Consider the following 14306-nt stretch of genomic DNA (forward strand, 5'->3'; position numbering starts at 1 on the left):
GTCTCGTTAATTTTAGTAGAACCAGCCGATTTCCCACTAATCTAATCTATGGGGTTGTGCGCTGGGACGAAGTACAGTTGCCCCAACTGCTCCATCCGTACAATCCTAAGTCCAACTTATACCAGTAAACCTAAAGGAGCGAGACGATAGTCCATGGAACAATTTAGACTCCCGAAAATACCGATGCCGGCGCTGGAACTTCCGCAAGCGGTCCAGGACGTCCTGGCCGAAGCCGAAACGAAACTGGCGCACCGTCCGAAACTGCTGCAGCTGTTCAAGAACTGTTTTCCGAACACGCTGGAAACGACCACGAAGCTGATGGACGACGGAACGACCTTCGTCATCACCGGTGACATTCCGGCCTCCTGGCTGCGCGACTCGGTGGAGCAAGTCATCCACTACGTACCGTTCGCCAAAAACGATCCCGACTTGCAGCGCATCATCAGCGGCTTGATCAAGCGCCATATCGAATACGTCCATATCGATCCTTACGCGAACGCGTTTAACGAATCGGCCAACGACTGGCACTGGAATACCACCGACGTGACCGAAATGTCGCCGTGGGTCTGGGAGCGTAAATTCGAAATCGACTCCTTGTGTTTCGTCGTCCGCCTGGCCTACACGTATTGGAAGGAAACCGAGCGGACCGATATTTTCGATGCCGGCTTCAAAGCCGCGATGCGGAAAATCTACGATTTGTTCAAAACCGAGCAGCATCACTTCGAGCAATCGCCTTACCGGTTTACCCGCAACAACGGGATTCCGACGGATTCCTTGCGCAACGGCGGCCTTGGCATGCCGGTGAACTACACTGGCATGATCTGGTCCGGCTTCCGCTCCAGCGACGATGCCTGCGATTTCCACTACAACGTTCCGGGCAACATGTTCGCCGTCGTGGCGCTGCGCCAAATGCAGGAATTTGCCGAGTGGGTGTTCCGCGACATGGATTTCCTGGCCGAGTTGAAGGAATTGGAGTTCGAGGTCGACCACGGCATCAAGCTGTACGGCATTTACCGCCACCCGGAATTCGGCCCGATCTACGCTTACGAGACCGACGGCTTCGGCAACTACTGTCTGATGGACGACGCCGGTACGCCGGGCTTGATGTCCATTCCGTATCTGGGCTACGTTAGCGCGGACGATCCGATTTATCAAAATACCCGGCGGTTTGCGTTAAGCAAAGAGAACCCGTTCTATTTCGAAGGCAAGGCCGCCAAAGGCATCGGCAGCCCGCATACGCCGGAAGATTACATCTGGCATATGGCGTTGTCGATGCAGGGCATCACGGCGCAAACGAAGGAAGAAAAGCTGGAAATGATCGCGATGCTGGAATCGACCGATGCCGGTACCGGCTTCATGCACGAAGGTTTCCATGCCGACGACCCGAACACGTTCACGCGCAAATGGTTCGCCTGGTCGAACAGCCTGTTCTCGCAGCTGGTGTACAAGGCGATGAAGGAAGGCATTTTGTAAGTTCCGCCGGGGGTTAGCGGTTTCGAACGCGGCTTGGCAATGCATGCGCATGCCGCTCTGCTTGCAGCCTGCCCCTAGGGTCCGGATTATCGGAACCGGCCTTATATCCGGCAAATCATTTTTATACTCAAAGGAGAGAGTCCCATGAGCAAAATTATCGGCGAAGCCCTGAAAAACATCCCTTGGCAAGACAAACCGGCCGGTCTGAACGCGCCGGTCTGGCGTTACTCGCAAAACCCGATCATCGAGCGCCACGCGATCCCGAACTCCAACAGCGTGTTCAACTCCGCGGTCGTGCCTTTCGAAGGCGGATTTGCCGGCGTATTCCGCTGCGATTCCCGGTCGGTCAGCATGGACATCTTTGCCGGTTTCAGCGACGATGGCGTGAATTGGAACATCAACCATGACCCGATCGTCTTTGAAGGCGATGAAGAAGTCATCAAACGCGAATACCGCTATGACCCGCGCGTCTGCAAAATCGGCGACCGCTACTACATCACCTGGTGCAACGGCTACCATGGCCCAACCATCGGAATTGCGTACACGACCGACTTCAAAACGTTCCATCAGCTGGAAAACGCCTTTTTGCCTTACAACCGCAACGGCGTGCTGTTCCCGCGCAAAATCGGGGATTACTACGCGATGCTTAGCCGCCCGAGCGACACCGGCCATACGCCGTTCGGCGATATTTTCTACAGCGTGAGCCCGGACCTGACGTTCTGGGGCAAACACCGCTATGTGATGGGGACGGTAGGCGGCGACGCTTCCGCTTGGCAATCGAAAAAAATCGGCCCGGGGCCGGTTCCGATCGAAACCGACCAAGGCTGGCTGCTGATTTACCACGGCGTCATCAACACCTGCAACGGATTCGTGTACCGCATGGGCTGCGCCCTGCTGGACATCGACAAGCCGTGGATCGTTAAAGCGCGGTCGCGCAACTATATCCTCGGCCCGGAAGAGCTGTACGAATTAGTCGGCGACGTGCCGAACGTGACCTTCCCGTGCGCGGCGTTGACCGACGCCGAAACCGGACGGATCGCCATCTACTACGGCTGCGCCGACACGGTCACCGGCTTGGCGTTTACGACCGTGGACGAGCTGCTGAAGTACATGGAGGAATATCCTTTGGAGGCGGAAGCGTAAGCCGATCTGCCACAGAAAGCGAGGATCTGCAATGAGCAAGCAAAGAACGGCCCATATCATTTCCCATACGCACTGGGACCGGGAATGGTACCTGCCTTACGAGAAGCATCACGTACGTCTCGTCGAGCTGGTGGACGCGCTGCTGGACAAACTGGACGGCGATTCGGCGTTCCGCAGCTTTTATCTCGACGGACAAACGATCATTCTGGAGGACTACCTTCAGGTTCGTCCCGAAAACAAGGAACGCCTGGAGAAATATATCCGCGAAGGCCGCATTCTCATCGGGCCGTGGTATATTTTGCAGGATGCGTTCCTGACGAGCGGGGAAGCGAATGTCCGCAACATGCAAATCGGGCACCAGGACGCGAAAAAATACGATGCGCCGGCGAAAATCGGATATTTTCCCGATACGTTCGGCCTCGTCGGACAAACGCCGCAACTGATGCGGCAGTCCGGCATTAGCAACGCCTTTTTCGGCCGCGGCGTAAAGCCGACCGGCTTCAATAACACCGTCTCCGACGGAGGGTATGAGTCCTCCTTCTCGGAGCTGATTTGGGAAGGGCCGGACGGCTCCAAGGTGCTGGGCATTTTGTTCGCCAACTGGTACTCCAACGGCAACGAAGTGCCGGCGGACGAAGCCGAAGCGAAGGAATTCTGGGACCGCAAGCTGGCGGATGCGGAAAAATACGCCGCTACGGGCGAACTGCTGTTCATGAACGGCTGCGACCACCAGCCGCTGCAGTTGGACCTGCCGGAGGCGATCCGCACAGCCGAGAAGCTGTATCCTGACACGAAGTTCATCCATTCCAACTTCCCGGACTATTTGCACGAGCTGGAGGCGGCGCTGGAAGGCCGCGAGCTGTCCACCGTGAAGGGCGAGCTGCGCAGCCAGCGCACGGACGGCTGGGGCACGCTGGTCAACACCGCTTCCGCGCGCGTGTATTTGAAGCAGATGAACCAGGAAGGCCAGGCCTTGCTGGAAAAAGTCGCCGAGCCGCTCGCCTCGATGGCGAACCTGCTCGGCAAGGATTACCCGCATCATTTGTTCACCTATGCCTGGAAGACCTTGATGCAAAACCATCCGCATGACAGCATCTGCGGCTGCAGCGTGGACGAGGTCCACCGCGAGATGGTTACCCGCTTCGCCAAGAGCCGTCACGTCGCCGAGGCGCTCATCGACGACAGCAAGCGGGTGATCGCAGATAGGGTGAACACCTCCGTCTTCGCCGGGTATGGCGAAGACCCGTTGCCGCTGGTCGTGATGAACACGACCGGCTGGAGCCGCACGGGCACGGTGTCCGTGGAGTTGGACGCCGCCCGCCTGTATTTGCAGGGCGGCCTCGGCCTCGAGGAAACCGGCCGCCGCATGAAGGCCGTCGATCTGTCCGGCCGCGAGCTGGTCGACGAGCAGGGGAACGCGGTGCCTTGCACGGTGGAGGATCTCGGCTTGCTGTTCGGCTATGATTTGCCGGACGACAAGTTCCGCCAGCCGTACATGTGCCGCCGTGTGAAGCTGACGTTCCAAGCGGCGGACGTGGCCGCTTTGGGGCTGCGCACGTATGCGTGGGTGCGGCGCAAATCGGCGGCGGCTGCCGCGAAGCCGGCTTCGCTCTTCACCGGTCACCGAGTGATGGAGAATGCCGCTCTGAAGGTGGAGATCGCCGAAGACGGATCCTTTGTAATGACCGATAAAGCAACAGGCCAAGTGTACCGCGATCTCGGCATTTACGAGGATACGGGCGACATCGGCAACGAATATATGTACAAACAGCCGGAAGGCGAGAAGGCGCTGACCACGAAGGGGCTGGCGGCGCAAATTCGCGTGCTGGAGGATGCGCCTTACCGCGCTTCCGTGGAAGTTTGCCACGCCTGGGAGATCCCGGCTTCCGCCGATGAGAAGCTGGATGAAGAGATGCGCGAGCTGGTGTATTATCCGTACCGCAAAGCGCAGCGCAGCAGCAAGCTGAAAACCCTCCAGTTGCGCACGGTCATTTCGCTGGAAGCCGGCGGAAAAGGCGTCCATATCGAAACGACGATTGACAACACCGCGAAGGATCACCGCGTGCGGGCGCTGTTCCCGACCGATCTGGAAGCTTCGGTCCACCAAGTGGATTCGATGTTCGAAGTGGCGCAGCGGGATAACGTTCCGGCGCCGGAATGGGAGAACCCGAGCAATACGCAGCATCAGCAGGCCTTCGTGGACGTTAGCAGCGGGGGAGCCGGCTTGACCGTAGCCAACCTGGGGCTGAACGAATATGAGGTGCTGCGCGACGGACGCAACACGATCGCCGTCACGCTGCTGCGGTCCGTCGGCGAACTGGGCGACTGGGGCTTGTTCCCGACGCCGGAAGCGCAATGCCTTGGCGTGCACACCGCCCGAATCGAGTTGATCCCGCACCGTGGCGAGGGCATCGCTTCCGGAGCCTATGCGGAAGCTTACCAGTTCCAGATTCCGTGGACGGTCAGCCAAACCGAGGTTCACGAAGGAACGCTGACTCCGGCATACACGGCGTTCCAATGGGAAGGCACGGAGCTCGCCTTCTCTTCGCTCAAAATGAACGAGGCGACCGGCGACCTGCTGCTGCGTTGGTACAATATGAGCCGGCAGGCGTCCGAGCTGACGCTGAGCTTGAACATTCCGCACCGGCATTTTTACAAAACGACGATTCTCGAGGAAGACGCGGCGGCCCTGGCCAAAAACGCGGCAGGCTGCCTGTCGCTCCTGACCGGCGCGTGCGAAATCGTGACGATCGGCATCCGACGTTAAGCGGCTGCGCGATCCGAAGGGCGCCTTAGAGTGCGGCATCTCTCGAAATATCTAACACCAAAGGTTACCTCTGTCATGGCTGCTTTCCATGGCGGGGTAACCTTTTTTTAAGATACGGCCATGTCAAATCACAATGTGTATAATCGAAATATGGAAACACAACGTCAAAGTAAGAAGAATATGCCGGTCGCTTCTTGCTCTTCGCGGCGAATATGCATAAATAGCTGCTTCGAACAACAAGCTTCGCCTTGTTGAATTAATGGGAAAGAAGGGGAAGGAAATAAATATCAGAAAATTAAGTTCGGAAGAGAAATACCCCATGAATCTATTGCTGTTAGCTGACCCATCCCAAAAGCTTGTCGCGGAGTACATCAAGAGAGGGGAATGTTATGTATCAGAAATTGAAGATCGAATAGTTGGAGTTTATGTGCTTTTGCCTACAAGGCCTGCAACGGTTGAACTGGTTAATGTCGCGGTGACTGAAGATATGCATGGCAAGGGAATGGGGAGGCAATTGGTTTCGCATGCCATTCAAACAGCTAGGTCGAGAGGATACAAAACTATAGAAATGGGTACAGGCAACTCAAGCATAGGGCAATTAGCTCTTTATCAAAAATGTGGATTTAGAATTGTGGGCGTTGATGCCGATTTTTTCATTCGACATTACTCGGAGGAAATCTACGAGAACGGGATCCAATGCCGAGATATGATTCGATTATCCCAGGATTTAACATAGCCCAAGAAACAAGATTAGCATAAGTTTCGAAGTTTCGAAGTTTCGGAGCTAAGCTGGCGGCGCTAACGAATCGAGAGAACGCTATTTGGCGGATTGTCGCTCTATCCGGATTCTAACGAACTGGAGCAACGTTATTTCGGGAAATGCAACGTCTAGCGGGGGGGATTTGGACCAAAAGGTGTCTAGGATTCGCTAGATTCCGAAAAGGGGCTCTAGGAAGCCAATAAGGTTGCTACGATTCGTTAGGCGGAAGAGGTAGAAGAGGTAGAAGAGGCAGAAGAGGCGGGAAAGGAAGGGCAAAGGGACAATGGAGTTATGGAGTAAAGGAGCAAGCTAGAAGGCAAGAAAGTAAGATGGCAACGGCGCGGTGAAACAGTTCAATCGAGGGTAAGGTGGCAACGGCCAATAGGGAGTATAAAGGGCAGGGGGACAATCGAGTCATAGAAAACAGCGAGGTATACGAAAGTATACCTCGCTGTTTATCCGATCCGCAGCTTCCCTACGCTGCCCCTTGCGGCACGACATCCGTTCTTGATTCACGTATCGTGCCGTGCCTGGGGTACGGGCAATCGGGCATCAAACCTCGTCCCAGATGCGCCGGACGTTGTCGAAAGCGATTCGGGTGCCTTTGCGGCAGTCCTCCATGCCCTCGTATTCGATGGACAGGTAACCGTCGTAACCGGATTGCTTCACGATGCGGAGGATTTCCCGCAGGTCGAGGTCGCCCTGCCCCGCGATGGCGCCGCGCAGATACCCGCCGCCTGCGCTGCGGAACCAGCCTTCGCCGGGATTGCGGCCTTCGGGACGGAGGTAAAAGTCCTTGACGTGGACCATCGAGGCGATGCCGATGTTTTTCTTCACGGCGACCACCGGGTTCTCGTCGACGCAAACAAAGTTGCCGACATCAAGTGTGGTTTTGTAGTTTGCCCGGCCGACGGCGTGGACGACCGCTTGGACCCGGTCGCTGGCCTGAACGTAGTAGCCATGGTTCTCCAGGCTGGTCGTGATGCCGTACTCCGCCGCGTAATCGGCGATTTGCCGGCAGGCGTCCGCGATCCGCGGGAGGTCCTCCTGAAAGCGGATGATCGAGGTGTCCGGACGGGAGGCGACATCGTGCCGCATCAGCTTGGCGCCCAAAGCATGGGCATGGTCGACCTCGCGTTTGACGCGTTCGATCTCCGCCGCGTAGGCTTCCTCCGAATCGGCGATGAAATTGGCTCCGATCGCGTAGTTGGATATGGCGATGCCCGCCTCCTCCGCCCGCTCGCGGATCTGCCCGAGCAGCTCGGGATTGTCGTTAAAGCTGAAGCCGAGCGGCACGATCTCGATATGCTCGCCGCCGATGCCGGCAACCCAATCGATCGTTTCCAGGATCGTCATGCTGCCGGCCTGCATGGCCTGATAAAGGCTGTATGAGCTTACTCCCAGTTTCATGGAACGTCCATCTCCTTATAGAGGTAGTTCAAAAAAGCCATCTTTCGATCACGAAGCAGTATCATGGAGCCTAGTCGACGTCGAATCTTGAATTCAGCCGGGACTTCCGTTGCTCACGTAGATCTGTCTACGCTCCGCTACTCATTCCCTAGCTTCATCCCACCTTCTCGGTGCTCCAAACCTGTCTTTTTGAACCTTTATTAAAACGGTAGTTCAAAAAAGCCATCTTTGGATCACGAAGCAACACATGGAGCCTTCAGCACGCGAACGGACACCAGAAACTCTATTGGCCCACTTTGGGGCAGTTTCCGATTTTAACGGACCGAGGAGACCTTATTTCGGTCAAAAGCGGTGAAAAGGGTGCCATGGGAGCCCAATAAGGCCTCTGGAGTCCGTTACAGAGAGAATTAGTTGGAAAATGGGCAAATAAGGTCATTACGGTCCGTTACGCAGCCGCGTTATCGGGCGTCCCTGGCTTCATCCAACTACAGCGTTTTGAAAAGAACGCACATCGGAAGCCTAGGCTCCGGTGCTGAAACACTGACTTTTTGAGTTCCCGCTTATTGTCGTTTTATCCCCGAAAAGACCGGATGAAGTTCACCGCTTGGCGGATATCCTCCTCGGGCTTGTCGCCGACCTCCCGCTCGATGGTCAGGTAGCCGGTGTAGCCGATTTCCTGAAGGGCGGCGAAATACGCCGGGAAATCGACGCTGCCCGCACCCGGCGGCACCTCTTCGAAGCCCGCCCCGGAGGCGGCCATCTCGGCGATTTTCTGATGGTCCATCGCTTCGTAGCCCAGGAACCCGTACACGTCCCGGGGATCGACCGGCCGGCGGCGAATGCCGTCCTTGACGTGCGTATGGACGATATAGTCGCGCAGCGCCTTGGCGCCCTGGACCGGGTCGTCGCCCGTGACCATGACCATATTGGCCGGGTCGAAGTTGACCGAGACGCCGTTCGTGCTGAGCGTGTCCAGGAAGCTTTTCAGATGGGCGGCCGGTTCGGGCCCGGTTTCGATGGCGAAATAGGCGTTCATGCTTTTAGCGTATACGCCAAGCTCTTCGCAGGCCTGCTGCATGGCGGCATAAATCGGGCTGCCCGCATCCTCCGGCACGATGCCGATATGCGTGGTCACGATATTCGTGCCCAACTCGACGGCCAAATCGAGAATTCGCTTCGATTTTTCGATTTTAACGGGATTGGCGGCCGCATCCTGAAACCCGTGGCCGGCGAGATCGCCGCACAACGCCGAGATTTCCAGCCCCAACCCCTCGATGTAACCGCGCAGTTCTTTGCGCTTCACTCCCGTTAACGCATCGGGGTCCATCTCGCCGGAAACGGCATAGATTTGCACGCCGTCCGCCCCGGCCGCTTTGGCTTTCAGCAAGCCTTCCTTGACGCCGACGCCAAAGCTGTCCACGATAATTCCGATCTTATTGTTCAGCTCCATAAGCTCTTGGCCTCCTCGACTCTAATTAAAAACGGATTTCCCGGCCTTCGACCGCCGATTCGTAAACCGCGTTCAAGATTTTGATCATTTCCACGCCGTCCTCTACCGGGCTGATCGGCGGGACGCCATCGAGGCAGCTGTCTACGAAGTGGTTGATTTCATTCTGGAAGCTGCGCTGGAAATCGAAGGTCGGCGTGCTGATTTGCGGGTCGATGTTGATGATGGTGTTATGCCGCTCCGTAACGATCGACAGCTGGGGCTCGATCTCCGCGCCGCCTTTGTCCCCGTAGATGTTCACCAAGGCCGAGTTTTGCTTGGCATGGAGAGAAAAGCTGACGTCTACCATCAAAGAGGCGCCGTTCTCAAAGCGGATCAGCGCATTGGCCATATCCTCGACCGTATTGAGGGAGGCATCGTAGTCCGCGGCTTGATAAAAAGCATAGTTCTCGATATTCGAGCGGTTGCCTAACTTGGAATACGTATTGCCGCTCACCGACTTCACCTTCGGCCGGCCCATCAGGTACCAGCAGAGATCGATGACGTGCACGCCGATATCGATCAGCGGACCGCCGCCGGAACGGGCTTTGTCGGCGAACCAGCCGCCGGGATTGCCCAGGCGCCGGACCAGGCTCGCTTTGGCAAAATAAATCTCGCCCAGATCGCCGGCGTCGATAAATTTCTTCAATACGGCAATGTTGGAGGCGTGACGGCGCACGTAGCCTACCTCCAGCCGTTTGCAGGTCCGCTCTACCGCCTGCTGCATCTGCAGCGCTTCGTTCATGGTGATGCAAAGCGGCTTTTCGCACAGCGCGTGTTTGCCAGCTTCCATGGCGGCGATGCTGATGGGGGCATGCGTATTGTTCCAGGTGCAGATGCTGACCGCCTGTACCTCGGGGTTCGCGAGCAGCTCGCGATAGTCCGTGTACACATGCGGAATGCCGTATTTGTTCGCCATGCTCTTCGCCCGTTCTTCGTTGATGTCGCAGATGGCCCATAGCGTAGCTTTCGGATTGGCTCGATATGCCGACAGATGGGATTCCGAGATCGATCCGGCGCCGATCAGGCCGATTTTGAGTTCGCTCATCTTCTGCAATTGCACCCTTTCGTTCTCCGCGCGAGTTTGTTACAATGAGAGCAATCTTTGACGCGGATATGTTTTATTTGTTCAGGCACCATTAACTTAGCACAGGAATTCTAAAGGGAGAATGTGCAGAATGACAAAATATCTGGATTATATGATCAGCCCACAGCCGATTCGGCTGTTTAATCCGGCGGTGGACGCCAGCAAGCGGAAAATCCAGTCGCTCGCCGTGGTCAACGCAGGACATCTCCCGGGGAGGACCCTGCAGCGCATCGATGCCAAATTCAGGTATTGGGCGTTCGTCGTAGTTACGGGCGGGAGCGGATATTACCAGGCTGGCGGCGCGTCAAGGCAGGAAGTGACGGCGGGTTCCTGGTTTTGCTTATACCCCGGCGAGGTGTTCAACTACGGCCCGCACTCGGAAGGATACTGGGACGAGTATTATTTTACCGTGGAGGGCGAGCGGGTCGAAGAATGGCTGGGCAGTTGGCTGCAGCACCCCGAACAGGTGAAAAAAGCGGCGTTCGACGACTCGGTCGTCAACCGCATGGAGCTGATGTTCATGCTCATCGACAGCGGCGTACCGAGCAACCTCGACCGGGCTTCGCTGTTGCTGGAGTCGTTTTTGTACGAGCTGGTGTCGCAGGCGGATCAGGCGGAGGCCGGAAATCGGGGCCGGTTCGTGCTGAAGGTGATCGAAGACCTTTCAGGCTCGCTCTACGCGAACCCGGAGCCGGAAGAATTGGCGGCCCGGCATCACATTTCCGTTTCCACGCTGCGGCGGATCGTGCACGAGTATTCCGGGTATCCGCTTAATGAGTTTATTCACCGGTTGAAGGCGGCAGAAGCCAAAAACATTTTGCTGAACACGGAAATGAGCATCAAGGAAATCGGCGAGGCGTTGGGGTACCAGGATACGTTTTATTTTTCGCGCGTGTTCAAGCGCATCACCGGTTCTTCGCCCAGAGGCTACCGAAGCCGGGGCGGGCAGTAAGCCGGAGCTTAGGCCCTGGCGGCCGTAGCGTGCAAGAAGATAAAGCGGCCGTGATTAGGAAGCGGGCTGTGAGCATCAAGTCGAATTTTTCATCGTTGTTCAAGTCAGACAACAAGCGGAGGGGTAAAGGATGAAGATCACATTTAGCGGATTGGCGGAAGAATTGGTTCATGGCGTAAAGGAATTGGAAGCGCAGCTCGGATTGCAGGCGGGGCCGGACGGGGTGCCGGTCGAGGTTGTACAGTTACAGGGCGACGGGCCGCTGCGGGTATCGTTGAACGGCGGAAAGGGACGGATCGAGTATGCGCAAAAAATCCACTTTTTCCGCGCGCTTGGCTTATTCGTGGAACATGCCAAGGCGTCGGACGCGTTCGATCTCGCGGAGACGCCAAGCTTCGATTACAACGGGGCGATGCTGGACGCGTCGCGCAACGCGGTGATGCGGGTGGATGCGATCAAGCAAATGCTGCGCTATATGGCGGTCATGGGGCTGAACGGACTGATGATGTACACCGAGGACACGCATGAGGTTCCGGAACTGCCCTATTTCGGCTATATGCGGGGACGATATACGGCGGACGAGCTGCGGGAATGCGACGATTACGCCGCGTTGTTCGGCATCGAAATGATTCCGTGCATCCAGACGCTGGGCCATCTGCTGCACGCGCTCAAGTGGCAGTATGCCGAGCCGCTGCGCGATCACCCCGACATCGTTCTGCCGGGCGAGCCGGCCACCTACGAATTCCTGGAGAAGACGATCAAGGCGGCCTCGGCGCCGTTCCGCTCCAAGCGGATCCACATCGGTATGGACGAGGCGTTCCAGGTCGGACTAGGCCGGTATTTGCGCGAGCACGGCTTCCGCGACCGCTTCGACGTCATGAACGAGCATGTCGGGCGGGTGATGGAGATTACCGGGAAGCTGGGGCTTGAGCCGATGATCTGGAGCGACATGTATTTCAACCTGCTGGCGAACGACGTGCAGGGAGGGTTATACAACATGGAGGCGGATTTCTCCGCGGACAACATGGCCCGAATTCCGGACGGCCTCCGGTTCGTGTACTGGAATTACTGGGGGACGGATGAAGCCGCGTACAAAGAAGTGTTCGACAAGCATCGGCTGCTGGGCTCGGAGCCGATTTTCGCCGGCGGTATCCACATGTGGAACCTGATGGCCCCGAACCACGGAAAAACGTGGTCGTCCATGCATCCGGCGCTGCGGGCGGCCAAGCGAAGCGGCCTCAAAGAGGTGTTTGCCACGGCGTGGGGCGACAACGGGAACGAGTCGAACCATTTCGTCATTTTGCCCGGCCTGCAGCTGTTTGCGGAGTACGGATACCATGACGGCGAAGTGAGCGACGGGCATCTGCGGAAGCGGCTCGCCGCTTGCACGGGGTTCGATTTGTTCGAGCCGCTCGAAGCGCTGAAGCGGATGGACGAGGTGCCGGAGGTGCACGAGGGGAATTATTACGGGGCGAATCCGTCGAAGTTTTTGCTGTGGCAGGATCCGCTGATCGGGTTGTTCGACAAGCATGTGGAGGGCATGGAGCGGACGCTGCCGTCGCACTACGACGGTCTGGCGGAGGAGTGGCGGGGATACCGGGCGGTGTCCGGGTTCAAGGATACGGAGCCGTTTGCCGCGATGTTCGCGTTCTATGAGAAGCTCGCCGCCGCGCTGGCCGTGAAATCCACGCTGGGCGTGACGATCAAGCGGCATTACGACGCCGGGGCCCGGGACGAGCTGCGGCGGATCGCGGACGAAGCGCTGCCCGAGCTGCGGCGGCGGGTCGAGGAGCTGAGGCTGGCCCACCGCAAGCTGTGGCTGGGGACATACAAGCCGTTTGGCTGGGAAGTGCTCGATATCCGCTACGGCGGCGTGCTGGCCCGCGCCGCGTCGGCCCGCGACCGCATCCTGGATTACGTGGACGGCCGCGTTGAGCGGCTCGAAGAGCTTGAGGCGGAGCGCCTGGTGTTCGACCAAAACAATGTGTTCGGCACGCTCGACGTCAACGGATTGTACCATCAGATCGCCACGGCAGGGTCAATGTAAATTCGGACTGAACCGGAAAACCTCCATCTATTTCCGATGATTGCCGCCTGCAGCCCCGCGGCCTAAGAATACCGCTCCAGCAGCTCGGTCAACGTCCGTTTGATCGAGTTCAGCAGCTCCGGCGGACCGAGAACGGTGGCGTCCTGGCCGAGGCCGATGAAAAAGGCCGTCAGATACGGGAGCTCGCCCCCCGGGATTTGCCCTTCCAGCCGGCCGGTGCCGTCCTCGCGGACCTGCAGCCGGAGGCGGCGGCGGACGAGTTGGCCTTCGCACGCTTCGACGCCCAGGCGGGTGAGTTCCACGGCGCAGTCCAGATACGCCGGCTTTCGGCAGAGGTGCTCCTCCCAGTTGCCGAGGTGAACGTGGCGCAGATCGAGCGGCGCCGGGGCGGCGGGGCCGGCATCCGCCTCGGCCGCGGCGATGCGGTCGCATCGGAACAGGCGGAAGTCGCAGCGTTCGAAGCAGTAGGCGGGGCAATACCATAACCCGCTGCTGGCAAAAATGCCGACCGGTTGGATATGACGGCAAGTGGAAGCGCCGCGCCGCGATTCGTATTCGATGCGGATGACTTGCTGCCGAATCGCCCCTTCGAGCAGCAAGCCCAAATAGGGAAAGTCCGATTGACGGGACGGCGTAACGAAATCCACCCGGTTTTTCATCTGATCGATGCGGTCGCGCACGTCGCCGGACATATAGTGGTAAAACTTGCTCAACGCCGACGAGGCCTCGGTTTCGAACGGGAGGAACTCGTAATGGCGCAAGGCATGGCTGGCGAAAAAGATCGAGACCGCCTCCTCTTCGGTGAAGGCGATCGGCGGCAGCACGCGTTCGTTGAGCACCTGGTAACCGCCGTGCGGTCCGACTTCGGAGTACAAGGGCACCCCGAGCTCGCTAAGCTCCTGCAGGTCTCGGAGGATCGTCCGCGAGGAGACGCCGAATTCGGCGGCCAGCTCCTTTACGGTGAATTTGCGTTTCCGGTTGACGGTCATCATCAGTTCCATCAAGCGTTTGGATTTGGACATTTCACCAAAAACTCCATCCATTTTTTATTTATGACAATAGTTGTCACTATTATGGGCTACAATAAGGACAAAGTCCAGTCAACCGGACTTGAAACGGCGCTGCGGAAAGCGAGAGGCTGGGTGCACAGTTGGCCGATCGGCCGTTCGGTTACCTTTTCC

General features: G+C 57.7%; 10 protein-coding genes. 6 read left to right on the forward strand and 4 right to left on the reverse strand.

From position 1 onward, the window contains the following. Positions 1–153: 153 nt before the first annotated feature. From ACQ4N8_RS01585 to ACQ4N8_RS01600, 4 genes are all read left to right on the forward strand, one after another. On the forward strand, positions 154–1473 hold the full coding sequence (locus ACQ4N8_RS01585) for a glycoside hydrolase family 125 protein (RefSeq protein WP_430702553.1): 1320 nt from the start codon (positions 154–156) through the stop codon (positions 1471–1473). A gap of 144 nt (positions 1474–1617) precedes the next feature. After that, positions 1618–2616, forward strand: a complete 999-nt coding sequence (locus ACQ4N8_RS01590; RefSeq protein ID WP_430702554.1) for a glycoside hydrolase family 130 protein — start codon at positions 1618–1620, stop codon at positions 2614–2616. Positions 2617–2647: 31 nt separating this feature from the next. Beyond that, the gene (locus ACQ4N8_RS01595) at positions 2648–5383 is read left to right on the forward strand and encodes an alpha-mannosidase (protein ID WP_430702555.1); all 2736 of its coding nucleotides are present in this window, start codon (positions 2648–2650) and stop codon (positions 5381–5383) included. Between the two features lie 280 nt (positions 5384–5663). After that, complete coding sequence (locus ACQ4N8_RS01600) at positions 5664–6119, forward strand: GNAT family N-acetyltransferase (protein ID WP_430702598.1); 456 nt, start codon at positions 5664–5666, stop codon at positions 6117–6119. 576 nt (positions 6120–6695) lie between these two features. On the opposite strand, the gene ACQ4N8_RS01605 is transcribed toward ACQ4N8_RS01600, so the two are convergent. From ACQ4N8_RS01605 to ACQ4N8_RS01615, 3 genes are all read right to left on the reverse strand, one after another. Continuing rightward, on the reverse strand, positions 6696–7553 hold the full coding sequence (locus tag ACQ4N8_RS01605; RefSeq protein WP_430702556.1) for a sugar phosphate isomerase/epimerase family protein: 858 nt from the start codon (positions 7551–7553) through the stop codon (positions 6696–6698). A gap of 571 nt (positions 7554–8124) precedes the next feature. Then, entirely contained in the window at positions 8125–9003 is an 879-nt protein-coding gene (locus ACQ4N8_RS01610; RefSeq protein WP_430702557.1) for a sugar phosphate isomerase/epimerase family protein, read from the reverse strand. A gap of 25 nt (positions 9004–9028) precedes the next feature. Then, a complete protein-coding gene (locus ACQ4N8_RS01615) occupies positions 9029–10087 on the reverse strand; it encodes a Gfo/Idh/MocA family protein (RefSeq protein ID WP_430702558.1) in 1059 nt (352 codons plus the stop codon). Positions 10088–10217: 130 nt separating this feature from the next. On the opposite strand from ACQ4N8_RS01615, the gene ACQ4N8_RS01620 reads away from it, so the two are divergent. Both ACQ4N8_RS01620 and ACQ4N8_RS01625 read left to right on the forward strand, forming a co-directional pair. Beyond that, on the forward strand, positions 10218–11078 hold the full coding sequence (locus ACQ4N8_RS01620; RefSeq protein ID WP_430702559.1) for a helix-turn-helix domain-containing protein: 861 nt from the start codon (positions 10218–10220) through the stop codon (positions 11076–11078). 130 nt (positions 11079–11208) lie between these two features. Then, the gene (locus ACQ4N8_RS01625; protein ID WP_430702560.1) at positions 11209–13125 is read left to right on the forward strand and encodes a beta-N-acetylhexosaminidase; all 1917 of its coding nucleotides are present in this window, start codon (positions 11209–11211) and stop codon (positions 13123–13125) included. Between the two features lie 62 nt (positions 13126–13187). On the opposite strand, the gene ACQ4N8_RS01630 is transcribed toward ACQ4N8_RS01625, so the two are convergent. After that, positions 13188–14147, reverse strand: coding sequence for a helix-turn-helix transcriptional regulator (locus ACQ4N8_RS01630; RefSeq protein WP_430702561.1), 960 nt, complete (start codon positions 14145–14147; stop codon positions 13188–13190). Positions 14148–14306 lie beyond the last annotated feature (159 nt).

The organism is Paenibacillus macerans (assembly GCF_050565405.1).
In the GTDB taxonomy this organism is placed as follows: domain Bacteria; phylum Bacillota; class Bacilli; order Paenibacillales; family Paenibacillaceae; genus Fontibacillus; species Fontibacillus macerans_B.